The 21,328-nt window shown below is 72.1% G+C and carries 22 protein-coding genes; 10 read left to right on the forward strand and 12 right to left on the reverse strand.

Features of this window, described 5'->3' with window-relative positions:
* Nucleotides 1–2: 2 nt before the first annotated feature.
* The 5 genes from EDF40_RS14030 to EDF40_RS14050 all read right to left on the reverse strand — a co-directional run bounded on the left by EDF40_RS14030 (nt 3) and on the right by EDF40_RS14050 (nt 5,901).
* Nucleotides 3–518, reverse strand: a complete 516-nt coding sequence (locus EDF40_RS14030; protein ID WP_123340483.1) for a carboxymuconolactone decarboxylase family protein — start codon at nt 516–518, stop codon at nt 3–5.
* 315 nt (nt 519–833) lie between these two features.
* Complete coding sequence (locus EDF40_RS14035) at nt 834–2,111, reverse strand: NtaA/DmoA family FMN-dependent monooxygenase (RefSeq protein ID WP_221180489.1); 1,278 nt, start codon at nt 2,109–2,111, stop codon at nt 834–836.
* The gene (locus EDF40_RS14040; RefSeq protein ID WP_185003083.1) at nt 2,108–2,929 is read right to left on the reverse strand and encodes an LLM class flavin-dependent oxidoreductase; all 822 of its coding nucleotides are present in this window, start codon (nt 2,927–2,929) and stop codon (nt 2,108–2,110) included. Before EDF40_RS14040 ends, EDF40_RS14035 begins: the two co-directional genes overlap by 4 nt.
* A gap of 171 nt (nt 2,930–3,100) precedes the next feature.
* Entirely contained in the window at nt 3,101–4,321 is a 1,221-nt protein-coding gene (locus tag EDF40_RS14045; RefSeq protein ID WP_123340481.1) for an acyl-CoA dehydrogenase family protein, read from the reverse strand.
* Between the two features lie 95 nt (nt 4,322–4,416).
* Complete coding sequence (locus EDF40_RS14050; protein ID WP_123340480.1) at nt 4,417–5,901, reverse strand: reverse transcriptase family protein; 1,485 nt, start codon at nt 5,899–5,901, stop codon at nt 4,417–4,419.
* Nucleotides 5,902–5,963: 62 nt separating this feature from the next.
* Here EDF40_RS14050 and EDF40_RS14055 point away from each other — a divergent pair, with 62 nt between their 5' ends.
* Nucleotides 5,964–6,524, forward strand: a complete 561-nt coding sequence (locus EDF40_RS14055; RefSeq protein WP_123340479.1) for a histidine phosphatase family protein — start codon at nt 5,964–5,966, stop codon at nt 6,522–6,524.
* Nucleotides 6,525–6,715: 191 nt separating this feature from the next.
* Here EDF40_RS14055 and EDF40_RS14060 read toward each other — a convergent pair whose 3' ends face one another.
* Together EDF40_RS14060 and EDF40_RS14065 are read right to left on the reverse strand one after the other, a co-directional pair.
* Entirely contained in the window at nt 6,716–7,525 is an 810-nt protein-coding gene (locus EDF40_RS14060; RefSeq protein WP_123340478.1) for a DUF1684 domain-containing protein, read from the reverse strand.
* A 93-nt stretch (nt 7,526–7,618) separates the two neighbouring features.
* Entirely contained in the window at nt 7,619–8,899 is a 1,281-nt protein-coding gene (locus EDF40_RS14065; RefSeq protein WP_185003085.1) for an ROK family transcriptional regulator, read from the reverse strand.
* Between the two features lie 134 nt (nt 8,900–9,033).
* Between EDF40_RS14065 and EDF40_RS14070 the strand changes: the two genes are divergently transcribed.
* From EDF40_RS14070 to EDF40_RS14090, 5 genes are read left to right on the forward strand one after another with little or no spacing between them, the layout of a single operon-like run.
* Nucleotides 9,034–10,032 carry a carbohydrate ABC transporter permease gene (locus EDF40_RS14070; protein WP_111085648.1) on the forward strand — a complete coding sequence of 333 codons (999 nt, stop codon included), beginning with the start codon at nt 9,034–9,036 and terminating at the stop codon, nt 10,030–10,032.
* Between the two features lie 3 nt (nt 10,033–10,035).
* Nucleotides 10,036–10,980 carry a carbohydrate ABC transporter permease gene (locus EDF40_RS14075; RefSeq protein ID WP_111085649.1) on the forward strand — a complete coding sequence of 315 codons (945 nt, stop codon included), beginning with the start codon at nt 10,036–10,038 and terminating at the stop codon, nt 10,978–10,980.
* A complete protein-coding gene (locus EDF40_RS14080) occupies nt 10,977–12,368 on the forward strand; it encodes an ABC transporter substrate-binding protein (RefSeq protein WP_173168443.1) in 1,392 nt (463 codons plus the stop codon). Before EDF40_RS14075 ends, EDF40_RS14080 begins: the two co-directional genes overlap by 4 nt.
* A gap of 44 nt (nt 12,369–12,412) precedes the next feature.
* On the forward strand, nt 12,413–13,417 hold the full coding sequence (locus EDF40_RS14085; protein WP_123340475.1) for a Gfo/Idh/MocA family protein: 1,005 nt from the start codon (nt 12,413–12,415) through the stop codon (nt 13,415–13,417).
* Between the two features lie 44 nt (nt 13,418–13,461).
* Entirely contained in the window at nt 13,462–14,484 is a 1,023-nt protein-coding gene (locus EDF40_RS14090) for a Gfo/Idh/MocA family protein (RefSeq protein WP_123340474.1), read from the forward strand.
* 91 nt (nt 14,485–14,575) lie between these two features.
* Here the strand turns inward: EDF40_RS14090 and EDF40_RS14095 are convergent, their stop codons facing one another.
* Nucleotides 14,576–15,583, reverse strand: a complete 1,008-nt coding sequence (locus tag EDF40_RS14095) for a transporter (protein ID WP_123340473.1) — start codon at nt 15,581–15,583, stop codon at nt 14,576–14,578.
* Nucleotides 15,584–15,662: 79 nt separating this feature from the next.
* Between EDF40_RS14095 and EDF40_RS14100 the strand changes: the two genes are divergently transcribed.
* Nucleotides 15,663–16,889, forward strand: coding sequence for a cobalamin-independent methionine synthase II family protein (locus tag EDF40_RS14100; RefSeq protein ID WP_123340472.1), 1,227 nt, complete (start codon nt 15,663–15,665; stop codon nt 16,887–16,889).
* Nucleotides 16,890–16,958: 69 nt separating this feature from the next.
* Here EDF40_RS14100 and EDF40_RS14105 read toward each other — a convergent pair whose 3' ends face one another.
* Nucleotides 16,959–17,921, reverse strand: coding sequence for an SDR family oxidoreductase (locus EDF40_RS14105; protein WP_185003087.1), 963 nt, complete (start codon nt 17,919–17,921; stop codon nt 16,959–16,961).
* Nucleotides 17,922–17,997: 76 nt separating this feature from the next.
* Here EDF40_RS14105 and EDF40_RS19265 point away from each other — a divergent pair, with 76 nt between their 5' ends.
* A complete protein-coding gene (locus tag EDF40_RS19265) occupies nt 17,998–18,261 on the forward strand; it encodes a hypothetical protein (RefSeq protein WP_123672725.1) in 264 nt (87 codons plus the stop codon).
* 45 nt (nt 18,262–18,306) lie between these two features.
* On the opposite strand, the gene EDF40_RS14110 is transcribed toward EDF40_RS19265, so the two are convergent.
* Nucleotides 18,307–18,510 (reverse strand): hypothetical protein, encoded by a 204-nt coding sequence (locus tag EDF40_RS14110; RefSeq protein WP_111085656.1) that lies wholly within the window; start codon nt 18,508–18,510, stop codon nt 18,307–18,309.
* 144 nt (nt 18,511–18,654) lie between these two features.
* Here EDF40_RS14110 and EDF40_RS14115 point away from each other — a divergent pair, with 144 nt between their 5' ends.
* Nucleotides 18,655–19,653: an alpha/beta fold hydrolase gene (locus EDF40_RS14115; protein ID WP_260213433.1), complete on the forward strand. Its 999-nt coding sequence runs from the start codon at nt 18,655–18,657 to the stop codon at nt 19,651–19,653.
* On the opposite strand, the gene EDF40_RS14120 is transcribed toward EDF40_RS14115, so the two are convergent.
* Entirely contained in the window at nt 19,647–19,901 is a 255-nt protein-coding gene (locus tag EDF40_RS14120) for a Rho termination factor N-terminal domain-containing protein (protein ID WP_123340470.1), read from the reverse strand. The two genes, EDF40_RS14115 and EDF40_RS14120, sit on opposite strands and share 7 nt — an antisense overlap.
* An 80-nt stretch (nt 19,902–19,981) precedes the next feature.
* Entirely contained in the window at nt 19,982–20,320 is a 339-nt protein-coding gene (locus EDF40_RS14125; RefSeq protein ID WP_111085659.1) for a DUF3140 domain-containing protein, read from the reverse strand.
* Nucleotides 20,321–20,428: 108 nt separating this feature from the next.
* Here EDF40_RS14125 and EDF40_RS14130 point away from each other — a divergent pair, with 108 nt between their 5' ends.
* A complete protein-coding gene (locus tag EDF40_RS14130; RefSeq protein WP_123340469.1) occupies nt 20,429–21,328 on the forward strand; it encodes an SDR family oxidoreductase in 900 nt (299 codons plus the stop codon).

Raw genomic sequence — 21,328 nt, forward strand, 5'->3', positions numbered from 1 at the left:
TCCTAGTGGGTGTGCGCGGCGTGGTCGGCGGCGGCCGGTGCAGCGTCGGCGGGGGTCGCGTGGGCCGTGTCGGCGGGGGTCGCGTCGGCGGGGGTCGCGTCGGCGGGGGTCGCGTCGGCGGGGGTCCCGTCGGCGGGGGCCGCGTCGGCGGGGGCCGCGTCGGCGGGGGCCGCGTCGGCGGGGGTCGCGTCTGCGCCGAACTTGAAGCCGAGCCGGCCGTGCGCGAACCCACCGCCGGCGCGGATGGCCGTGGCGACCCAGGCGGCCTCGGCGAGTTCGCCCTCGGTCGCACCGGCCGTCACCGCGCGCTGGCTGTGGCCGTCGATGCAGTAGACGCACTGCGTGGTGATGCCGACCGCGAGGGCGATGAGCTCCCGGTACTTGAGCGGGATCGCGCGGCCCTCGGCCTGGAACACCGACTCGTCGAACTGGACGAAGGCCTTGAGGATGTCCGGGGTCTGCTGCTTGTAGACCTTCGTGAAGGTCTTGTCCTGTTCGCGGTCGAGGTAGTCGGTCATGTCGGCGACGCTAGGGCGGTCGGGGCCTCGAGGCGACGGGTGTTGCGGACCGTGACCGGCGGTGTCGTCGTGTGACACGGTGCCGCCGGCCGGCCGTCACACGGCGTCACGCGCGGCGCGCGGCGCGGGACGCGCGGCGCGGGACGCGCGGCGCGGGACGCGCGGTCCGCGCGGTGCGGCCTCCGTCGGTCGGTGCGAGGTTGCTCGCTCCGTGAGCGGCTGCAAGCCCGCACGGTGCGACCAACCTCGCACCAGATCAACGCTCGCGCACCGTGCTGCAGCGCGGCCGCACCGCGGACCTCGCACGGTGCGAGGTCAGAGCCCTCGGGCGCGCGCGGCGAACCGCCCGCGCAACGTCACGTCCTCGTACGACCGGTGGAACACCCCGCGGCGCTGCAGGATCGGCACGAGTTCGTCCACGACGGTCTCGAGGCCCCGCGGGAACTCGTCGATCATCAGGTTGAAGCCGTCGGCGGCACCGGTGCGGTACCAGTCCTCGATGGTGTCGGCAGCCTGTTCGGGCGTGCCGACCACGATGCGGGCGCCGTACCCGCCGAAGCCCCGCAGCACGTCCCGCAACGAGGTGTTGTTGGCGCGCACCCACCGCACGACCGTCTCGTGGTAGCCGAGCGAGGGCCCGTAGGTGACCGGGTCGACCTCGCGGTCGAGGACCGCCGACGGGATCGGCGCGTCCGGGTCGAGCCCCGACAGGTCGGCGTCGAGGTGCGTGCCGAGCGCCCGGAGCGAGTAGCCGTCCGGCGCGAGGGCCTCGAGCTCGTCGAACCGGCGCTGCGCCTCGGCCTCGGTGCTGCCGAGCACGAGCGACAGTCCGGGCACGACGGCGACGTCGGCCGAGCTCCGGCCGTACGTCTCGGCGGCGACCTTGACCGCACGCAGGTGCTCGCGGGCTGGTTCCGGCGTCAGCTCGACGGCGAACACACCCTCGGCGACGCGCGCCGCCAGGTCACGACCGTGCGGCGATCCCCCGGCTTGGAACACGACCGGGTGCCCCTGCGCCGACGGTGGCACCCGGAGCACGCCCTCGAGGTCGAGGAACTCGCCGTGGTGGACGACCGGCTCCCCCGTCGCGGCGGACCGCCAGAGCGCCGCCACGAGGTCCACGAACTCCCCCGCGCGGGCGTACCGCTCGGGCCGGTCGGGGTTCGTCGCGACGCCGAAGTTGGCGGAGACCGAGCGGTCGTAGGTGGTGACGGCGTTCCAGGCGACGCGCCCGCCGGACACCGTGTCCAGCGACAGCAGCCGCTCGGCGACGTCGAACGGGTCGTTGTACGTCGTCGATGCGGTGCCGACCAACCCGAGGTGGCTCGTCGCGTCGGCGATCGCCCCGAGCGCCACGAACGGCTCGAGCAGCCCGTAGGCGCGGACGTTCGGGTCGCCGAACGCCGGGTGGTCGGCGAAGAAGACCATGTCGAGCAGCCCGCGTTCGGCGGTGCGCCCGAGGTCGCTCCAGAACGCCGCCGTGAGCAGGTCGGTCGGGTCGACGTCCTGGGTGCGCCAGGCCGCCGGACGCTGCCCGAAGCCCTGCAGGTTCACGCCGAGGATCAGGCCGGCGTCGCCGCCAGCGCCCGTCACGCGGTCACCGCCGCGGCGTCCGGCACGGCCAGCCCGAGCAGGGCGCGGAGCGTCGGACGTGTCGGTCGCGTCGGTCGCGTCGGTCGTGGAGGTCGCGTCACGGTCGACCGGGAGGCCCGGTGCGGCTCCGCCCCGTCCGTCGCCCCCGGCAGCGGTGCGAGCGGGTGCGCCGCGCCCCCGAGCACGAGGTCCGCTCCGGGCACGTCGACGTCGTGCCAGACCGCGAGGACGGGTTCGCCCTGCCGGCTCGACGGCGTCGTGAGCGGTCCCCGGACGCGGTAGCCGTCCGGTCCGCCGTCGTGGTCGAGCGGTCGGATCCGGTCGGTGTGCGCGAAGACACCCGACGCGCGGTCACCGACGATGCTGTCGAGCGGCCAGGTGCGCCACAGCCCGCGGAGCACCCGGGCGAACTCGGCAGGGTCGTGCGGTGCGCCGGTGCTCGGGGCTCCGGTGCTCGGTGCGCCGTGGTCCCGGGCGCCGACGACGATGCCCACCCGGCCGTCCAGGACGTGGTCGAGCGAGAGCACCCGACGCGCGACGTTGTACGGGTGCTCGCGGGTCGGTGCCACGGCGACGAGGAACCCGTGCTCCGGCAGGGCACGGCCGAGGGTAAGCGCCGCGGTCGTCGGGTCGAGTCGGTGGCCGGTGCTCGTCGCCGCGTCGAGGCGATCGGTGCCGATCGCCACGACGGCGGCTCCGGAACCGACGATGCGGACCGCGAGTCGGGCGATGCCGCCGGGTGTGGCGGCCGCCGCTGCGAGGTCCGCGTCGGGCACGGCGACGATGAGCGGTGCGGGGGCGCTGGGCGCGGTGGTCACGGTGGTCCTCCCGTTCGAGGTGCGCAGAACGGCCCGCCACGGTCACCTCCCCAGCGTCCGTGGCGAGCCGGTGCACCGACCGTAGGTGCTCACCTCGGCACGCTGCACGCAGGTGTCGGCGGGTTGCGCCCCGTGACGGTCCGTTACGGCGGAGCGCTCAGCGGTCTGCCGTCAGCGGTCGAGTGGACTCGCACCGTTGACGAGCAGGTCGGCGACGATGCGGCGCTTGTGCACGCGCGGGTTGTGCGACGCCAGGGTGCGGGCGTTCCGCCAGTGCCGGTCGAGGCCGAGCGAGCGGAACGTCCCCGAGGACCCGAGCGCGTCGAACACGAGCGTCGTCGCGTCGAGCACGGCGTCCGTGACGATGGTCTGGGCGCGCGCCACCGCGACCCAGCTGCGCTCGAGCGCCGCACGCAGCGTCGGGTCCGTCGACGGGTCCGCACCGGTCGCACGCAGGGCTGTGTGCCGGTCGACAGCCGCGTCCACCGGGCCGAGGCTCGCGGCGAACGCGGCGTCGGCGGCGTGCACCCGGGCATCGACGGTGCCGATCACGCCCAGCAGCTCCGGATCGTGGGTCGGATCCGCCGCGGTGCCGTTGTGGTGTCCGCGCGCCCGGGACCGCAGCGCCTCGACGCCCTCGCGCAGGGCAGCGCGGCCGATGCCGACCAGGATCGCGTGCATCACCGTCTGGTAGTACTGCTCCTGGTACGGGTACCGGGTCGCGTACGGCAGCACCCGCTCGTCGGGCACCGGCACGTCGGTGTAGGTCACGCTCCCGCTGCCGGTGATCCGCTGGCCGAAGCCGTCCCAGTCGTCGCCGATCAGCACACCGGGGTCGGAAGCGTCGACGAGCGCGACGGACTTCGCGCCGGTGTCGTCGACCGCCAGCACCGTGATCCACCGGGCGTACACGCTGCCCGTCGAGTAGAACTTCCGACCGGTCAACCGCCAGGACCCGTCCGGGTCACGGACGATGCGCGTGGTGAGGTCGACCCCGGTCGTGTTCGGCGACTCGCTCCACCCGCCGCCGACGAACTCGCCGTCGCCGAGCCGCGTGACGATCGCACGGTCGAACGCGGTGCCCTCGGCGTGCGCGCGGTCCTCGACGAACGAGAAGTGGTTCCGCCACACGTGCGCCAGGCTCGGGTCGACCTCGGCGATCTCGGCGATCGCCCGGAACACGTCGGACAGACGGGCACCGACCCCGCCCCACGCGACCGGCGTCCGCCACCGTGCGAAGCCGGCGTCGACGAGCCAGCCGAGCTGGTCCGTGGCGAGACGCTCCTCACGTTCCCGTTGGCGGGCGTCGAGACCGATCCGCTCGATGACCGGCCGGAGCGGCGCGATCAGCGCGTCGTAGCGGTCGTCGGCCGGAAGCTCACTCGGACACATGGCGGCACGCTACCCAGGTGCGCGCGGCGATCGGCAGGGCGACGCAACGCGGGGCAACCGAGCGCAACCGGACGTCACACGGTGCGCGGACGGCCTCACCACACGATGCGCGCGAACTCCTCGCGGAGCCGTCGGGCCCGGCCCGGGTTGACCTGCTCGACCCACCCGATGCGCCCGAGCAGGTGCGCCCGGAACTCGGGGTGTCCCGCGCGGTTCTGGGAGGCCGGCCCGTGCACCACGGCGTTGTGCAGGACGGCGTGCAGCCGGTCGACCTCGCGGCGCCCGGGCGAGGTCCGCTCGTTGACGACGACGCCCGTGACCGACTGCTGGTCCCCGCGGCGCCGCACCCGGGTCTTCGACGGGTTGAGGCGGTGCCCCTGCTCGGTCACGATCCGGTCGACGCCCCGCAGGAACGCGTCCGGTCGCGCGGCGAGCTGGTCGCCCCCGCTGAACGTCAGGTCGTCGGCGTAGCGGGTGTACACCGCGTCGACGGCGCCGGCCCACCCGGCCAGCCGGGCGTCGAGGTGCCGGAGCGAGGTGTTCGCCAGCGCGGGCGACGTCGGTGCGCCCTGGGGCAGGTGCGCCGTCGCCAGCGCCTGGCGGAGCGCGTGGCGCTCCTCCGGCGAGCCACCGGCGGGCATCGCGCTGAGCACGTGCACCGGCACCCGGTGGGTGCAGAGGCCGGTCAGCACGTGCGCGAGCGGTTCAGCGAACCCAGCGGCCCGGAAGACACCGTAGACCGTCGGGGCGCTGACGCTCGCGAAGAACGACGTGAGGTCGGCGGTGACCACCACCTGCTGGCCGGTGTGCACGGCCGCTCCCGTGACGACGCTCCGCCCGGCCTCGAACCCGTGCGCGGCGTCGTGCACGGGCAGCATCGTCAGGAGTTCGTCGAGGATCGTCCGTTGCGTGCGGCGGAGCATGTCCATCGGCTTCTCGAGCAGGCGCGGTGCTCGACCGGGTCGGGTGATCCACTCGTGCCGGTAGTGGTGGAGCGGGCTCGAGGGCCCGGAGCGACGGTTCCACGCGCGGGTGTCGGCGAGCCAGAGCAGCCGGCCGACGGTGAGGTCGAGTTCCCGGGCGAGCTCGGGCAGGGTGTCGACGAGCAACGGGCTCGCGGTCTCCGGACGGGCACGCACCGCGGTGGCTCGGCGCACGAGCACACGGACCGGCCGGCGGTCTTCGCGCGACCGGTGCAGCGCCACGAGCCGGGGTGCGACGGCGAGCACGGCGGCGAGCTGGCGCGGAGCGTCCACCGGTGGCCGGGGGTACGCCTCGAGCGCAGCGGCGACCGCGAGCCCGACGTACGCGCGCTCGACGCCGACGACCACGTACCCGGCGGCCGCCAGCTCGTCCGCCGCCCACCGTTCGGCCGTCAGGAACGCATCGGCCAGCGCCGCGGTGACGACGGAGCGGGGCGTGGGGTTCCCGGAGGACCTGTCGGTGCCTCCGTGCAGCGTCGCGCGCGGAGCGCGCTCGCCTGCTCGGGGCGTGTCGTCCTGCTGGTCCTGCGTGCCCCGGGGTGACCCCGGAGAGGTCGACGCGTCACGCGCGCCGGCCGCCTCCCCCGGGAACTCCACGCGCTCACCCTACGGCGGGCCCCCGACGCGCGCACCACCCCGGTCCGTGCCAGGATCGCCGGATGGTCTCGTACTTCCTGAGCCACGCCGAGGTCGTCGTGGAACCCGCCGAGCCGATCGAGTCGTGGGGGCTCTCCGCCGCGGGACGCGCACGCGCAGCGCGGTCGGGTCCGCTGGCCTGGGATCCGGGCGTCCGGACACTCGTGTCGAGCACGGAGCGCAAGGCCGTCGAGACCGCCGAGCTGCTCGGGGCCGCGGTCGGGCTCGTGCCCGCGCAGGATCCCCTGCTCGGCGAGGTCGACCGCAGCGCGACGGGCTACCTGCCGCCGACCGAGTTCGAGGGTGTCGTCGACCGGTTCTTCGCAGAACCGACCCGATCGGTCCGCGGATGGGAGCGGGCCGTCGACGCCCAGGCCCGCATCGTCGGAGCGGTCCGGCGGCTCACAGCGGCGGGCGACGCGACCATCGTGTCCCACGGTGCCGTCGGGGCGCTGCTCCTCGCCGAGCTGACCGGAGCGCCGGTGTCGCGCGTGCTCGACCAACCCGGCATGGGCAGCGTGTTCGCGTTCGATGCGCGGGCGTGGCGGGCAACGAGCACCTGGCAGCGCGTTCCCCTCAGCTGAGGCGTGCTCCCTCCACCGACGCCGAACGACACCGTGGACGTCGCACGACATCGGCCCTGTCGCTTCGGCGCGGCTGCAACGACCCGCGCGCGCAACGGACGACGTCCTCGACGTCGTACGACATCGAGGACGTCGTTCCGCGTCGGCCCGCTCACGACGACCGGGCGGCGGCGCTGCCCCAGCGACACTGCTCAGGCGGGCAGCCGCTCCCCCGCCTCGACCGCGACGTCGAGCCGGTTCTCGGCCGGCGGCAGCGGGCAGGTCGCGTGCGCGGTGTACGCGCACGGCAGGTTCGTGGCGCGGTTGAAGTCGATCCGGGTCGCCCCGGAGGCGTCCGGTGCGGCGATGTCCAGGCTCCGGTTCGCGGCGTACGTCGTCACGCCGCTGGTGCGGTCGGTGAACAGGACGTGCAGACCGTCGCCGTGCCCGTTGAACGCGAGCAGCGACCGCGGCCCGTCGAGGTCGAAGGTGAGCACGCCCGGCGCCGAGTACACGTGCTGCAGCCCGTCGACGACCGAGCCGACGGTGACCTCGCGCGGTTCGTCGAACGGTTCGAAGTGCGCGTCGACGACGAACCGGTCCGACGGCTCGTACGTCGGGGTGCCGGGGTACTCGGTCCGGGTCGGGTTGCCCGGGTGCCGGGGCCGGATGACGTCACTGCCGCCACGACGGGCGACCTCGATCACGACGGTCTCGTCGCCGTCCTGCCACACGACGTTCGTGCTCGAGCGCTCGGGCAGTGGTCCGAAGCGGTGGGTGCCGGTGACCGGCTGCCCGTCGACCGTGATGGTCTCGCCGTCCGCGAGCTCGACGACGGGGCCGTCCTCGCCCGTCGACCAGGTGCCCGGGGCGTCGTCGAACCGCTCGGGCGTGCTCGTCAGCCACCGGATGCTCGTGATGGCGAGGAAGCCGTGCTCGCTCGCCCGGGCTCGTTCGTGGGCGTCGTGCCAGGCCGCCCACTCGGTGGCGGATTCGGGTGCGGTCGGCGTCGTCGTGCTCATGCCCCCGACGCTACGACGCCCGGGCCGCGAACGCGACGTCCCCGTCGCGCGACGTCACGCGCACGGCCGACCCGACGCCCTGGACCCTCCCGCTCACCAGGGGTGGGCGATGCTGCGGACGTGCACCGGGCCTCCCGGTCGACGCCCCGTAGCGACGCCGGCGCCGCGGCCGACGGGGGCAGGCACGGCGAGGTCGGCCTGCAGCACCGCGCAGGCGGCGCCACGGGCCACCGAGGCCTCGCCGAAGGCGGTCGCCGCGACCGTCGGGAACGGCCCGTTCGGCAGGCGGACCGCGAGCCGCTCACGGACGGCCGCGATGAAGACGTCGCCGCCGGCGAGGGCCGCGCTGCCACCGATCACGACGCGTGGCACGTCGAGCAGCTCGACGACGTGGGCGAGCGCGGATCCGAGGGCGGCGCCGGCCTCGGCGACCAGCGGCGCCGCGGACGGCGTCGCGCAGAGCCGCTCGAACGCGTGCCGGACGTCGCTGGCGCGGTCGAGCGGGATGCCCCTGGGGAGCAGCCCGGCATCGATCCCGCGCCGGACCTGCTGCAGGGGCTGGCAGGCTTCCCAGACCTCGGTCCAGCGGCCGTGCGCCTCGACGGGCATGCCACCGAACTCGCCGGCGTTGCCGGTCGCGCCGCGGACCACCTCGCCCGCGGCGACCGTCGCGGCGCTGATGCCGTGGCCGAGGAACACGGAGACCAGGTCGTCGGCACCGGCAGCGGACCAGACCTCGCCGAGGGCGCTCGCGACGCCGTCCTTCTCGAGCCGCACGGGCAGCCCCGCCCGGGCGGCGAGCTCGTCGGTGACCGGCAGCGACCACCAGGCGGGCAACTGCGCGGGGGTGCCCATCCGGACGCCGTCGGGGTCGATCGAGCCGGGGACGGCGAGGCCGATGCCGGCAGGGGCGGGCACGCCCGTGCGCGAGCGGGCCCGACTGCCGTCGCCGCGGACCCGGTGCACCGCCGCCGCCATCGTGTCGAGCGTCCGCGCCGGGTCGTCCGTCGCGTCCAGGTCGACGTGCTCGACGGCCAGCACGGCTCCGGTCAGGTCGGTGCGCACGACGACGAGGTGCGCCGGGTCGAGGTGGACCCCGATCGCCGACCGCGACCCAGCGACGACCTCGAGTCGTCGTCCGCCGCCCGGTGCTTCGCGCACGAGTCCCGCTGCCACGAGTCCGGCCGCGATGTTCGACACCGTCTGCGCGCTGAGTCCGGTCGCACGCATCAGCTCGGCGCGGGCGAACGGTCCCCGGCGACGGACGAGATCGAGCACCAGCGCACGGTTCTGCACCCCGACGCGCACGAGGTTCGTGCCGCCCGTTCTGCCCTGCACCACGGTGTCAGGAAGGGGTTGACGCGGCTCGGACATGGTCCCTAGCATCTCTGGTCATACGAATTTGTCAATCAATTGGATTGAAACCGCGACGGTGCGATCGGTTCGCCCGTCCGACGACGGATTCGCCCGTGCCACACCGGCGTGGCACGGGGTCGGAAGGGACGCTCGTGACGACGACCGCACGATCCGGAACCACTGCACCACCACGGACGCGCACGGGCGGTGATGTCGCGGTCCGTCGACGACCACGCGAGAAGCATCCGTGGACCCCGGCCGAGAAGCGCCGGCTGCGCGTCGGCATCGCGTTCATCTCGCCGTGGATCCTCGGCGTGCTGGTGTTCATCGCCTACCCCCTGATCTACTCGTTCGCGATCAGCCTGACCCGGTACTCGGGCATGGCCGACATCACCTGGGTCGGGTTCGCCAACTACGTCGCCGCGTTCATCGACCCGCTCGTGCACACCGCGGTCGGCAACACCCTGTTCTACGCCGTCATCGCGGTGCCCGTCGGGATCGTCATCGCCATCGTGATCGCCATCGCGATGAACCAGGACGTCCGCGAGATCGGCTGGTACCGGACCGCCCTCTACATCCCGTCGCTCATCCCGACCTTCGCGCTGGCGTTCATCTTCGTGGTGCTCGTCAACCCGCAGACCGGCCTCGTCAACCAGGTCATGAAGCTCGTCGGCATCCCGGCGACGAACCTGCTCGGCGACCCGACCACGGCGAAGCTCGTCATCGTCGCACTCGCGCAGATGGGTGCCGGCAACGCGGCACTGATCTTCCTCGCCGGGCTGCGCGGGATCCCGAAGACCCTGTACGAAGCCGCCCGCGTGGACGGGGCTGGACCGCTCCGGCAGTTCTTCGCGCTGACGCTGCCGCTGCTCTCCCCCGTGATCCTGTTCAACCTGATCACCGGCATCAGCAACGGCCTGCAGGTCTTCACCGAGGCGTACGTGATCTCGTCCGGCACCGGAGGACTCGGCAGCCCGGACAACGGGACCTTGTTCTACATGCTCTACCTCTACAAGAACGCGTTCAGCTACGCGCAGCTCGGGTTCGCCAGCGCCATGGCCGTGCTGCTGTTCCTGGCCGGCATGATCCTGTCCGGGCTCGTGTACTGGCTGTCCAAGCGCTTCGTCAACTACGACGTGACCGGGGAGTGACCGATGACACTGCGCACTGAACGACACCCGGACCGCGACACCGTCACCTCGTCGATCGAGTCCGTCCGGCCCCGCGGTCGCAAGGGGGCCGACGACCGCTCCCGGAACGCCGACGGCTCGATCCGCTCGCCGTGGTCGTCCGTCCTCGCCCGCGTGCTCCTCATCGCGATGAGCCTGCTGTTCCTCATCCCCATCTACTGGATGGTCATCTCGGCGCTGAAGGGCAACTCCGAACTCGGTGCCTTCCCGCCCACCTGGTTCCCGCAGTGGCTCGACTGGTCGAACTTCGGCAAGGCGATCGACGCGATGCCGTTCTTCACGTTCTTCCGGAACACGCTCATCATCACGGTCTGCGTGACGCTCTTCTCGATGGTGTCGAACCTCGTGATCGCGTACGGGTTCTCGTGCCTCGAGTGGCGCGGCCGCGACAAGGTGTTCTACGTCGTGCTCGCCACGCTGTTCATCCCGTTCCCCGTCACGCTCATCCCGATGTTCGACCTGTACGCCCGACTCGGCTGGATCAACACCTTCCTGCCCCTGATCGTGCCGAGTCTGTTCGGGTCCGCGTTCTACGTGTTCCTGCTCCGCCAGTTCCTGCTGCAGATCCCGAAGGACCTGCTCAACGCGGCGCGGATGGACGGCGCCTCCGAGTGGGGCATCCTCTGGCGGATCGTCTTCCCGCAGGCCAAGGCGGCGCTCGTCACGGTCGGGATCTTCGCGGCGGTGGGTGCCTGGAACGACTTCCTCGGGCCGCTCATCTACCTGCAGGACGAGAACGTGCAGACGCTGTCCATCGGGCTGCAGATCTTCCGACTCAACAACTCACAGGACTTCCAGTTCAACCAGCTGATGGCGGCATCGGTGCTCATCATCCTGCCGCTCGTGGTCCTGTTCTTCGTGTTCCAGCGGACGTTCATCAAGGGCGTCCAGATCGGGAGCTTCAAGTGAGCAGCGCATTCGACCGACGAACGTTCCTGCGCGGTGCGGCCGCGACCGGCGGTGCGGGGGCGCTCGCGCTCCTCGCCGCATCGTGCGCCTCCGGCTCGAGCGGCCGGAGCAACCCGAACCAGGTCACGATCTGGGGTGTCACCGGTACGTTCGTGCCGTTCCAGACGAAGGTGATCAAGGACTTCAACGAGATCCACCCCGAGGTCGACGTCAAGGTCAACGTCGTGCCGTCGCAGGGCACCGGCGACGCCACGAGCATCATCACCGCCGTGCGCGGCGGCACCGCCCCCGACCTGTGGCTCCTCGACCGGTTCAGCGCGGCGCAGTACGCGGCGATCGGGCTCATCGAACCGATCGACGACATGATCGAGGAGTTCGAGGACCAGCCGAAGGACGAGTTCCTGGCGCAGTGGCTCGGGTTCACGATCGGCGAGGTCAGCTACCAGGGCAAGACCTACGGTCTCCCCCACGACACCGACGCCCGCGGCATGTTCGTGAACCGGAAGATGCTCACCGGCGCCGGGATCGACCCGGACGAGTTCGACTGGGAGCACAACGGCCCGGTGAGCATGGACCGGATGTGGGACGTCAGCGAACGCATCACGAAGAAGTCCGGTGGCAACTACACCCACATGGGACTGCTCCCCTGGTACGGCGAAGGCTGGCCGTTCACGTGGGGGCTCGGCCTCGGTGCGTCGTACTTCGACCAGCAGGACTCGAAGATGACGATGGACTCGAAGAGCGTCCGCAGCATCTTCGAGTTCTACGAGGACTGGGCGAAGCGGTACGGCTACAAGGACGCCGACACCTTCATCGCGACCTACGAGCCGACCGGGCACCCGCCGGGACAGACCGCGTTCATGGCAGACCGGATGGCGTTCATGGTCAGCGTCCCCTCCACCATCCAGACCTTCGACAACTACGGCCCGAAGGACCTCGACTGGGGCACCGCGTACCTGCCGACCCAGCAGGACGGCGGCGACAAGTACACGTGGTCCGGTGGCTTCGCGCTGTGCGTGCCGAAGGGCTCGAAGAAGAACAAGGCCGTGTGGGAGCTCATGAAGTACTTCACGAGCAAGCAGGGCCAGGAGACCTACATGGTGCCGGCCACCAGCGTGCCGTCGAACATCGCGGCGCTGAAGGACCCGAAGGGCTCCGCGAAGTCGATCCGCTTCTTCACCGAGTCGATCGGCGCGTCCACCTGCCGCCCGCCGCTGCCCGTCGGCGGCGCGTGGTGGGACTCCCTCGCCGACGCGCGGTCGAGCGTCCTGCTCGGCACCGCGAGTCCGCAGGAAGCCGTCGAGCGGGCGCAGAACCGCGTCGACCCGATGATGCAGACCTACTCGCCGTTCAAGTTGCCGAAGGACTACGACAAGGTCCAGATCTGAGCGGGACCGCTCTGGTCGTCCCCCACGAAAGGAACCACCGACACATGCCCTCCACCCCCTTGCGCGTCGCCGTCCTCGGCTTCTGGCACGTCCACGCCGGCGACTACGCACAGCAGACCGTCGACCACCCCGGCACCGAGCTCGTGGCCGTCTGGGACGACGACACCGAGCGCGGCCGAGCCGGCGCCGAACGGTTCGGCGTCGAGTACACCGACGACCTCGATGCGCTGCTCGCCCGCACCGACGTCGACGCCGTCACCATCACGACCTCGACCGACGTCCACCGCGACGTGATCGAGCGCGCGGCAGCGGCCGGCAAGCACGTCTTCACCGAGAAGCTCCTCGCCCCCACCGTCGAGGAGTGCGACGCGGTCATCGCCGCCTGCGATGCCGCCGGGGTCACCCTCGTGGTCTCGCTCCCGCGGCTCTACCACGGCTACACGGCCGCGATCCGGCGCGAGCTCGACGCGGGCCGCCTCGGCGACGTCACGTACTCCCGCGTCCGACTCTCGCACGACGGTGCCGTCGCACCGTGGCTGCCGGAGCGCTTCTTCGACCCGGCGACGGCGATCGGCGGCGCCCTCACCGACCTCGGCTGCCACCCCGTCTACCTGACGCAGCTGTTCCTCGGCGCCCGCCCCGACACCGTCGAGGCCGTCTACCGCTCCTACACCGGCCGCGCGGTCGAGGACCACGCCGTGGTCACCGTCGGCTACGCCTCGCAGGCGATCGGCGTCATCGAAGCCGGCTTCGTCGCGGGCACACCGTTCACGATCGACGTGGCCGGCACCCGGGGCTGGCTCGCCTACTCCGACCAGGAGGCCCGGCTCACCGCCGGCGGACCGGCCTACGGCGAGGGGCCGGTCACCCTCGACGTCCCCGCCGACGCCCAGGACGCCTTCGGTCAGTGGGTGGACCACATCGCCGCCGACACGCGTGCCGACGACAACCTCGCCCGCGCCGTCGAGCTCACCCGCCTGGTGGTCGCCGCGAACGACGCCGCGGGCCAGCCTGCGACGAGCGACGCCCTCGTCGGCGCACCCGCCTGACCGTCCCAGCAGTCCAGCACCTCGAACCAACCACAGGAGTCACCATGTCCAGCGACATCATCCGCGTCGGCCTCATCGGCGGGGGCGGCATCGCGTCCGCGCACATCGCCGGGTACGCCGAGCACCCCGACACGATCCGCATCGCCGCGGTCGCCGACGCGTTCGCGGCCACGGCCGAGGAACGCGGGGCGGAGCTCGGCGTCCCGTTCTTCACCGACTACCTCGCCATGCTCGAGCAGGCGGACATCGACGCCGTCGACATCTGCCTGCCGCACCACCTGCACCGCGATGCCATCGTCGCCGCGGCGAAGGCGGGCAAGCACGTGCTGTGCGAGAAGCCGCTGTGCCTGAGCCCCGACGAGGCCGCCGACGTGCAGCGCGCGGTGTCCGAGTCCGGCATCACCCTGATGTGCGCGCACAACCAGCTGTTCATGCCCGCGGTCGCCAAGGCCAAGGAACTCATCGACGGCGGGGCGCTCGGCACGGTCTACGAGGTCCGCACCACCGACTCGTTCCGCAACGAGTTCGACCCGTCGAACATGGGGTGGCGTGCCCACGCGTCGACGAGCGGCGGCGGTGAGCTCATCGACACCGGCTACCACCCGAGCTACCTGCTCATGCACCTGGCCGGTGGCGTCCCCGTGCAGGCCACCGCGATGCTGTCCACGCACCGGCTGGCGTTCATGGAGGGCGAGGACTCGGCGCAGGCCCTGTTCCGCTTCGACAACGGCGCCGTGGGCCAGCTCGTGACGAGCTGGGCGTACGACCCGGCCGCCGGCACCGAGCGGTTCAGCGTCGTCGGCGAACACGGCGCCCTGACGAGCGACGGCACCACGCTGCGGTGGGACCTGCGCGACGGCACGAGCGAGTCGGTCACCTTCGACGAGGTCGACACCTTCGCGGCCGAGATCGGCGCGTTCGGGGCGTGCCTGCGCGACGGCACGCGGCCGATCCACACGGAGCGCGAGGGCATCGCGGTGCTCGGCATGATCCTGGCGGCGTACGAGGGCGCCCGGACGGGGACGATCGCCCCGGTGCTGACGGCGGACGAGACCGTCAGCGCCTGACCCGCGCGGATCGCGCACCCGTTTTGCGACGAACCACGAGTCGCTCGACGCGTGGTTCGTCGCAGAACGGGTGCTGACGCACCGCGCCACGTCAGTGCGTCGCGGGTGCCGCGTCCTCGTCGTCGGCGGCGTGCAGCACCGACTCGGCCTGCCCGAGCAGGTGCCGCGCGGCCAGGCTCAGCGACCGCACCCCGACCACGACGACGAGCAGGGTGAGCAGCACGAGCAGCACGGTCGTGGGCACCCACGCCACCGGCAGGTCGAGCACCCGGAACCACTCGATCGCCGCCGTCGCGACCGCCGCAGCCGGGAACACGAACGACCAGAACCCGAGCGAGAACCCGAGCCGGACGTACCGGGGCAGCAGGGCGAGCTGCACGAGGAGCATGAGGACCCCGAGGCCCGCGATGGCCTGCACGGGCAGGGTTCGGGCGTCGTCGGTGAGCGCGAACAGGGACACCGTCGCCACCGCGGGCGGAGCCACGAGGATCGCCATCGTGGGGACGAGCGGGTCGGGCAGTGCGGGGCGGAACGACAACCGGATGAGGAGCAGTCCGGTCATCACGCCCCAGAAGAACACGCCGACGCCGAAGCACGCCCAGGACAGCCAGCCCACACCGACCTCGTGCGTGGCGACGGAAGCGACGAGGGCCGCGGCGACCGTCGGCAGCAGGTAACCGCCGTGCACGGCCTCCAGGGTCAGGCGCCCCTCGAACCACGTGCTCAGCAACCACGCCGCGAACCCGGCGGCGACCGCCACCGCGAGCACCACGAGGACCTGTCCCCCGATCTCCCAGAACCGCGCGAGGTCGACGCCGAGGAGCATCGCCGTCGCGGGGACCAGGGCGGCGATCGGGCCCTGCGCCGGGTGGCGGAGCTGGTCGACCAGGCGTTCGTCGACCCGGACGCCCCGCAGGACGTGCGCGCCGAGCAACCACGACCAGGCCACCGCCGCGACCACCCAGAACACCTGCGGGACGACGGGCGGCACGCCGAGGACGGGTGCCGCGTACGACCACGTCTCCGCGAAGCCGGCCAGGCCGAACGGTGCGGCGAGGGTGTTGAGCGGGATGCGGGAGGTCGGGCGTGCGCTGGGCATAGGGGTTCCATTGTCCCCGGCTCGCGTCGTGCCGCGTAACGGAGCCCAGCTCGGAGGCGCCCCGTGGCACATTGGGCCGATGCCCTTCGAGAACAGCGACCACGTCCAGGCCACCACCGCCGGGTCGCTCCCGCGCACGCCGGAGCTCATCGCCGCGAACGCCGCTCGCCCCGTGGGCGCCGACGGCTTCACGCTCGAGACCACCGACGAGGTCCGCGCGATGACGAGCGCGGCCGTCGACGACGTCGTCGCCCGCCAGACGGCCCTCGGCATCACGCAGCCGGGTGACGGCGAGTTCGGCAAGGCGATGTCGAACAGCGTCGACTACGGCGCGTGGTGGGGCTACTCGTTCCAGCGCGTCAGCGGACTCTCGCTCACGGACGCCGACATCTTCACGCAGGAGCCGGTCCGCTCGAGCCCGGGCAACGTGCAGCTGACCAGCTTCCCGGACCGTCGCGACTGGACGATCTTCCGCGAGGCCTACACCGACCCGGCGTCGGGCATCGGTACCGGCAAGAACGCCACCGCCTTCCCCACCACGACCGGCCCGATCGCCTACACCGGGCACGAGGCCGCACGCACCGACGCCCACAACCTCAAGCACGCGGTCGAGGCCGCCGGTGCCGAGAACGGCTTCATCACCGCGCTCTCCCCCGGCTCCGCCGCCCGGGTCGCGAACGAGTACTACGCCACCGACGAAGAGCACATCTGGGCCTGGGCCGACGCCCTGCGCGAGGAGTACCGGATCATCCTCGACGCGGGCCTCGTGCTGCAGATCGACGACCCCTCGATCGCCGAGAACTGGGACCAGATCAACCCGGAACCGAGCCTCGAGGACTACCGCGCCTTCACCCGCATCCGCGTCGAGGCGCTCAACCACGCGCTCGAGGGGCTCGACACCAGCCGTGTCCGCTTCCACCTGTGCTGGGGCTCGTGGCACGGTCCGCACACCACCGACATCGAGCTCCGCCACATCGTCGACCTGATGCTCGACATCGATGCCGGCGCGTACTCGTTCGAGGCCGCGAACGCCCGCCACGAACACGAGTGGACCGTGTGGCAGGACGTCACGCTTCCCGACGGCAAGGTGATCGTCCCCGGCGTCGTCGGCCACGCCACGAACGTCGTCGAGCACCCCGACCTGGTCGCGCAGCGCATCGAGCGGTTCGCCTCGGTCGTCGGGCGCGAGCGCGTCATCGCCGGCACCGACTGCGGCCTGGGCGGCCGCATCCACCCGCAGATCGCCGCGGCGAAGCTCGAGTCGCTCGGCGAGGGCGCACGCCGCGCGAGCGCGAAGCTCTTCTAGCGTTCCGACGAGGGACGGGAGGCCCGTGGCAGCGTCGCCACGAGCCTCCCGTCCGCCGTTCCGGTGGGGCTACCGCCGTGCACGGCCGAGCACGACCGCCCCGACCGCCGCAGCCGCGCCGAGCCACACGAGCGGGCGCGTGACACGCCGTCGCTTCGCGACCCAGCCGCCGTTCGTGGCGTTGCCGGCGTCCGCCGGGGCGTAGAGGTTGCCGTCGGTGGGGTCGCCCTTCCCGCGCAGCGCGAAGGTCTCGACCATCGGCTTCGTGATCTTGTGGAACAGCCCCGGGAACACGTACTGCAGCGGGACGAGCGACGCCTGGATGCGGCCGACGTAGCGGTACCGCTTCGGGTGCGTGGCGGCGGTCACGACGGCACGACCCGCGCGCTCGACCGAGACCGTCGGCGGCAGCGGGTGCGAGTTCTTGTCGGTGTAGTTGGCGCCGTTCTGGTAGATCGGGGTGTCGATCGTCGACGGCAGCAGCGTGGTGAAGCGGATGCCGGTGTGCGCGAACTCGTCACCGAGGACGTCGACCAGGCCGAGCGCCGCGTGCTTGCTCGTCACGTAGGCCGACTGGTAGGGCGCGGACAGCAGCGACTGGATCGAGCCGACGAGCACGTACGTGCCCGTGCCGCGCTGCTTCCAGTGCGGGAGCAGGTGCGTGATCGCGTTGAGGTGGCCGTAGAGGTTCGTGTCGACGACCCGCTTGAACGCCTCGGTGGGGGTCTGCTCGAACAGGCCGTAGACGAACAGGGCCGCGTTGCCGACGAAGACGTCGATCCTCCCGTGCCGACTCGTCACCGTGCCGATGAGGTCCTTGACCTGGTGCTCGTCGGCGACGTCCGTCGGGATCGCGACCGCGTCGGCCCCGAGTGCGCGGCACTCGGCGGCGGCGGCCTCGAGGGAGTCGTGGCCGCGTGCGGCGAGCACGAGCGTGGCACCCTGTCGGGCGAACTCGTGCGCCGCGGCCCTCCCGATGCCGCTCGATGCTCCGGTGACGACGACGATCTTCCCGCGGTACCGATGTCCCATGCGTCCTTGGTACGCGCCTGCTGGTCCGTTCCCGCACAGACGGGCCGTACCCCTCGCCCCGGTGCGAGGATGGAGCATGCGCAAGGACGACCTGACCGTCGACGAAGCCACGGTCATCGCCGAACACGCCCGGTCCGGTGCCCTCGAGCTGGACGACCCCGAGGTCCGCAAGGTCGTCGAGCAGGCGAACCGGGTGCTGGTCCGTGCACAGATGTGGGGCGAGGAGCGGAGTCCGAAGCTGCGTCGTCGCCGTCGGTTCATCGCGATCGGTGCGCTCGTGATGGTCCTCGTCTGGGTGGCCGGACTGCTCGTGCCGCTGGCGCTGCGCTTCGGCGTGTAGCCGGAGCCGAGCCGAGACCGGAGACGAAGCGTCGGCCCCCTCGGTTCAGCGGCCGGTGCGGGCGTTCCGGGCGAGGAGCCAGAGGTACGTGCTGTGCCCGACGAGCGCCAGGCCGAAGAAGATCGCGGCGACGGCGTAGACGCGGTCGAGCTTCCCCTGCCCGATGACGAGCATCACGATGCAGAAGGCAACGGCGATCGCCAGCACGCCGACCTGCACGGTCGACCAGATCCGTCGGAAGCGCGGCATGCCCGTCTCGTTCACCCGGCCATTCTCCCCCATGCCGAGCCGGTGCCGATGTCGGCCGACGTCAGCCCGCGGTACGACACTGGCGAGGCACGTCGGTACCGTGCTCCGATGTGCGGCGGTCCGAGCCCGACCTAGCGTGCAGGCATGGACATGCACCACCCCACGGCCACCCCTACCAGCACCCCGGTCCGCCCTGCACGCCGACGCCGTCGCCCGCTCCGGATCATCGGGTTCTCGCTCGTCGGACTCGTCGGCCTCGGCGCCCTGACGCTCGGCGGCACGGCCACCTACGACGCGATCGCGACGGCGGCGGAACGGGACGACATCCGCCCGTACGGCGAACTCGTCCCCGTCACCGGAGGCCGGGTGAACGTCGCCGTCACCGGGTCCGGCGCGTCGACCGTCGTGCTGCTGCCCGGCTTCGGCACGGCATCCCCCGTGATCGACTTCGCCCCGCTCGTCGACCGGTTGCAGGACACGCACCGGGTGGTGGTCGTCGAGCCGCTCGGGTACGGCCTGAGCGACGGCACCGACCGGCCACGGACCAGCGCGAACATCGTCGACGAGGTGCACCAGGCGCTGTCGGCCCTCGGCATCGACCGGTACGTGCTCGCGGGGCACTCGGTCGCCGGGATCTACGCGCTCGAGTACACGAACACGTACCCGGACGAGGTGCAGGCGTTCGTCGGCATCGACAGCAGCGTGCCGACGCAGCCCGGCATCGACGAAGCCGTCGGGTCTGGCCTGTTCCGCTTCGTGAAGGCCACCGGGCTCGCCCGCGTGCTCACTGCCGTGTCCGGCGACGCGTATGCCGGGCTGCCCTACACCGATGCGCAGAAGGAGCAGATGTCCCTGCTGTCACACCGCACCAGCATGCGCGCGACGTACCTGGACGAGTACGAGCACCTCGGCGCGAACTTCCGGCACGCCCGCAGCCTCGCGTTCCCGGCCGATCTGCCGGTCCGCCTGTTCGTCGTGGGCGACGACCCGGAGGTGCCGGGGTGGGAGCGCCTGCACCGTGAGCAGGCGGCTTCGGTAACCGACGGCCAGGTCGTCCTGCTCGACGGCGGGCACTACCTGCACCACACGCACGCGGCGGAGATCGCCGAGGGCATCGACGCGGTCGCCGACCTCGGTCAGTGATCCCGGAGCGCCTCGACGAGCTCGGCCTTGCGCTTCGACGAGTACCCGGTCAGGCCGAGCTCCTTCGCCCGCTTCCGGAGGTCGGCGACGGTCCAGTCGTCGTAGGAGCCGGACTCGCCGCCCTTCTTCCCGACGGCCTTCTCGCCGCGGGCCGCTGCGGCGTTGCTGATCCGCGCGGCCTTCTCCTTCGAGTTGCCCTCCTTGCGGAGCTCCTCGTACATGTCCGGCTTCTTGAGTTGGTTCGGCATGGTGCGTCACGGTACGCGCGCCGGCCCGGGGTTGTTCCGAGCCGGCGCGCGGCTCAGCGTCGTTCCGAGCCTGCGGCGGCTCAGCGCTTCTCGGGGTCGTGGCCCCAGTTCATCAGCGACCACCGCCACGGGGTGTCGTGCACGTCGCCGTCCGGCCGCTGTTCCGAGTGCCGGGCGACGTAGCCGACCACCTTCCGCATGTGGGCGTGGTCGTCGTCGGTCCGGTCCGCCTTGTGCTTCTCGAGGATCCGGATGACGTGCCGCCCGCTCTCGTGCCCGGTGGACTCGCCGCCGCCCGGGGGCTTCTGCCCGACGTGCTTCGACTCGTCGGTGTCGAGCCACTCGCGGAGCTCCGACGGGGTCATGTTCACCGCGTCGGCGAAGTCGCGCTCGGTCTGCTGGTCGTCGTCGTCACTCATGCCCCCGAGGCAACCCCGCCGTCCTGGACGGGTGCGCAGGGCGGATGGCGCTCCGCCGCCGTCCAGCCGGGACGGGTTCCGTGGAGGCACGAGCAGGAAGGAACTCGCATGCCCACCGACCAGTACGAACACGGTGACCCGCGCACCCGCTACCCCGACGTCACGCCGAAGCCGCAGACGCAGGACGAGCCGGGCCTCCAGTCCGCCATGGACCCGGTCCCCGACCTGGGCGAGACGAGCTACCGGGGCACCGGCCGGCTCGCCGGCCGCAAGGCCCTGATCACCGGCGGTGACTCCGGCATCGGCGGCGCCGTCGCGATCGCGTTCGCCCGCGAGGGCGCCGACGTCGCGATCGCCTACCTGCCGGAGGAGCAGTCCGACGCCGACCACGTCCTCGAACAGATCCGTGCCGCCGGACGCACCGCCGTGGCGATCCCCGGCGACCTGCGTGACAAGGCGTACGCGCAGGAGCTCGTCGACCGGGCCGTCGCCGGACTCGGCGGTCTCGACGCCCTGGTGAGCGTCGCCGGCAAGCAGCGCTGGCAGCCGGACGTGCTCGACGTCACCGACGACCAGTTCGAGGCGACCTTCGACGTGAACGTCTTCGGGCTGTTCCGCCTCGTCAAGGCGGCGCTCCCGCACCTGGAGCCCGGCGCGACGATCACCACGACGGCGTCGATGGAGGCGTACAAGCCGGCTCCCGACCGCCTCGACTACGCGGCGTCGAAGGGCGCGATCAACAACCTGTCGAAGGGACTGTCGCAGCTGCTCGTCGAGCGCGGCATCCGCGTCAACGTCGTCGCTCCCGGGCCGACGTGGACGGTCCTGCAGCCGAGCGGCGGCGTCGACCCGTCGACGCTGCCCGAGTTCGGCAGCAGCGAGTCGCCGATGGGCCGCGCCGGACAGCCAGCCGAACTCGCACCGGCCTACGTGTTCCTGGCGTCGGACGAGTCGAGCTACGTCGTCGGCGAGACGCTCAACGTGAACGGCGGCATGGTCACGCCCTGA

Source organism: Curtobacterium sp. PhB170, from assembly GCF_003752345.1.
GTDB lineage: Bacteria > Actinomycetota > Actinomycetes > Actinomycetales > Microbacteriaceae > Curtobacterium.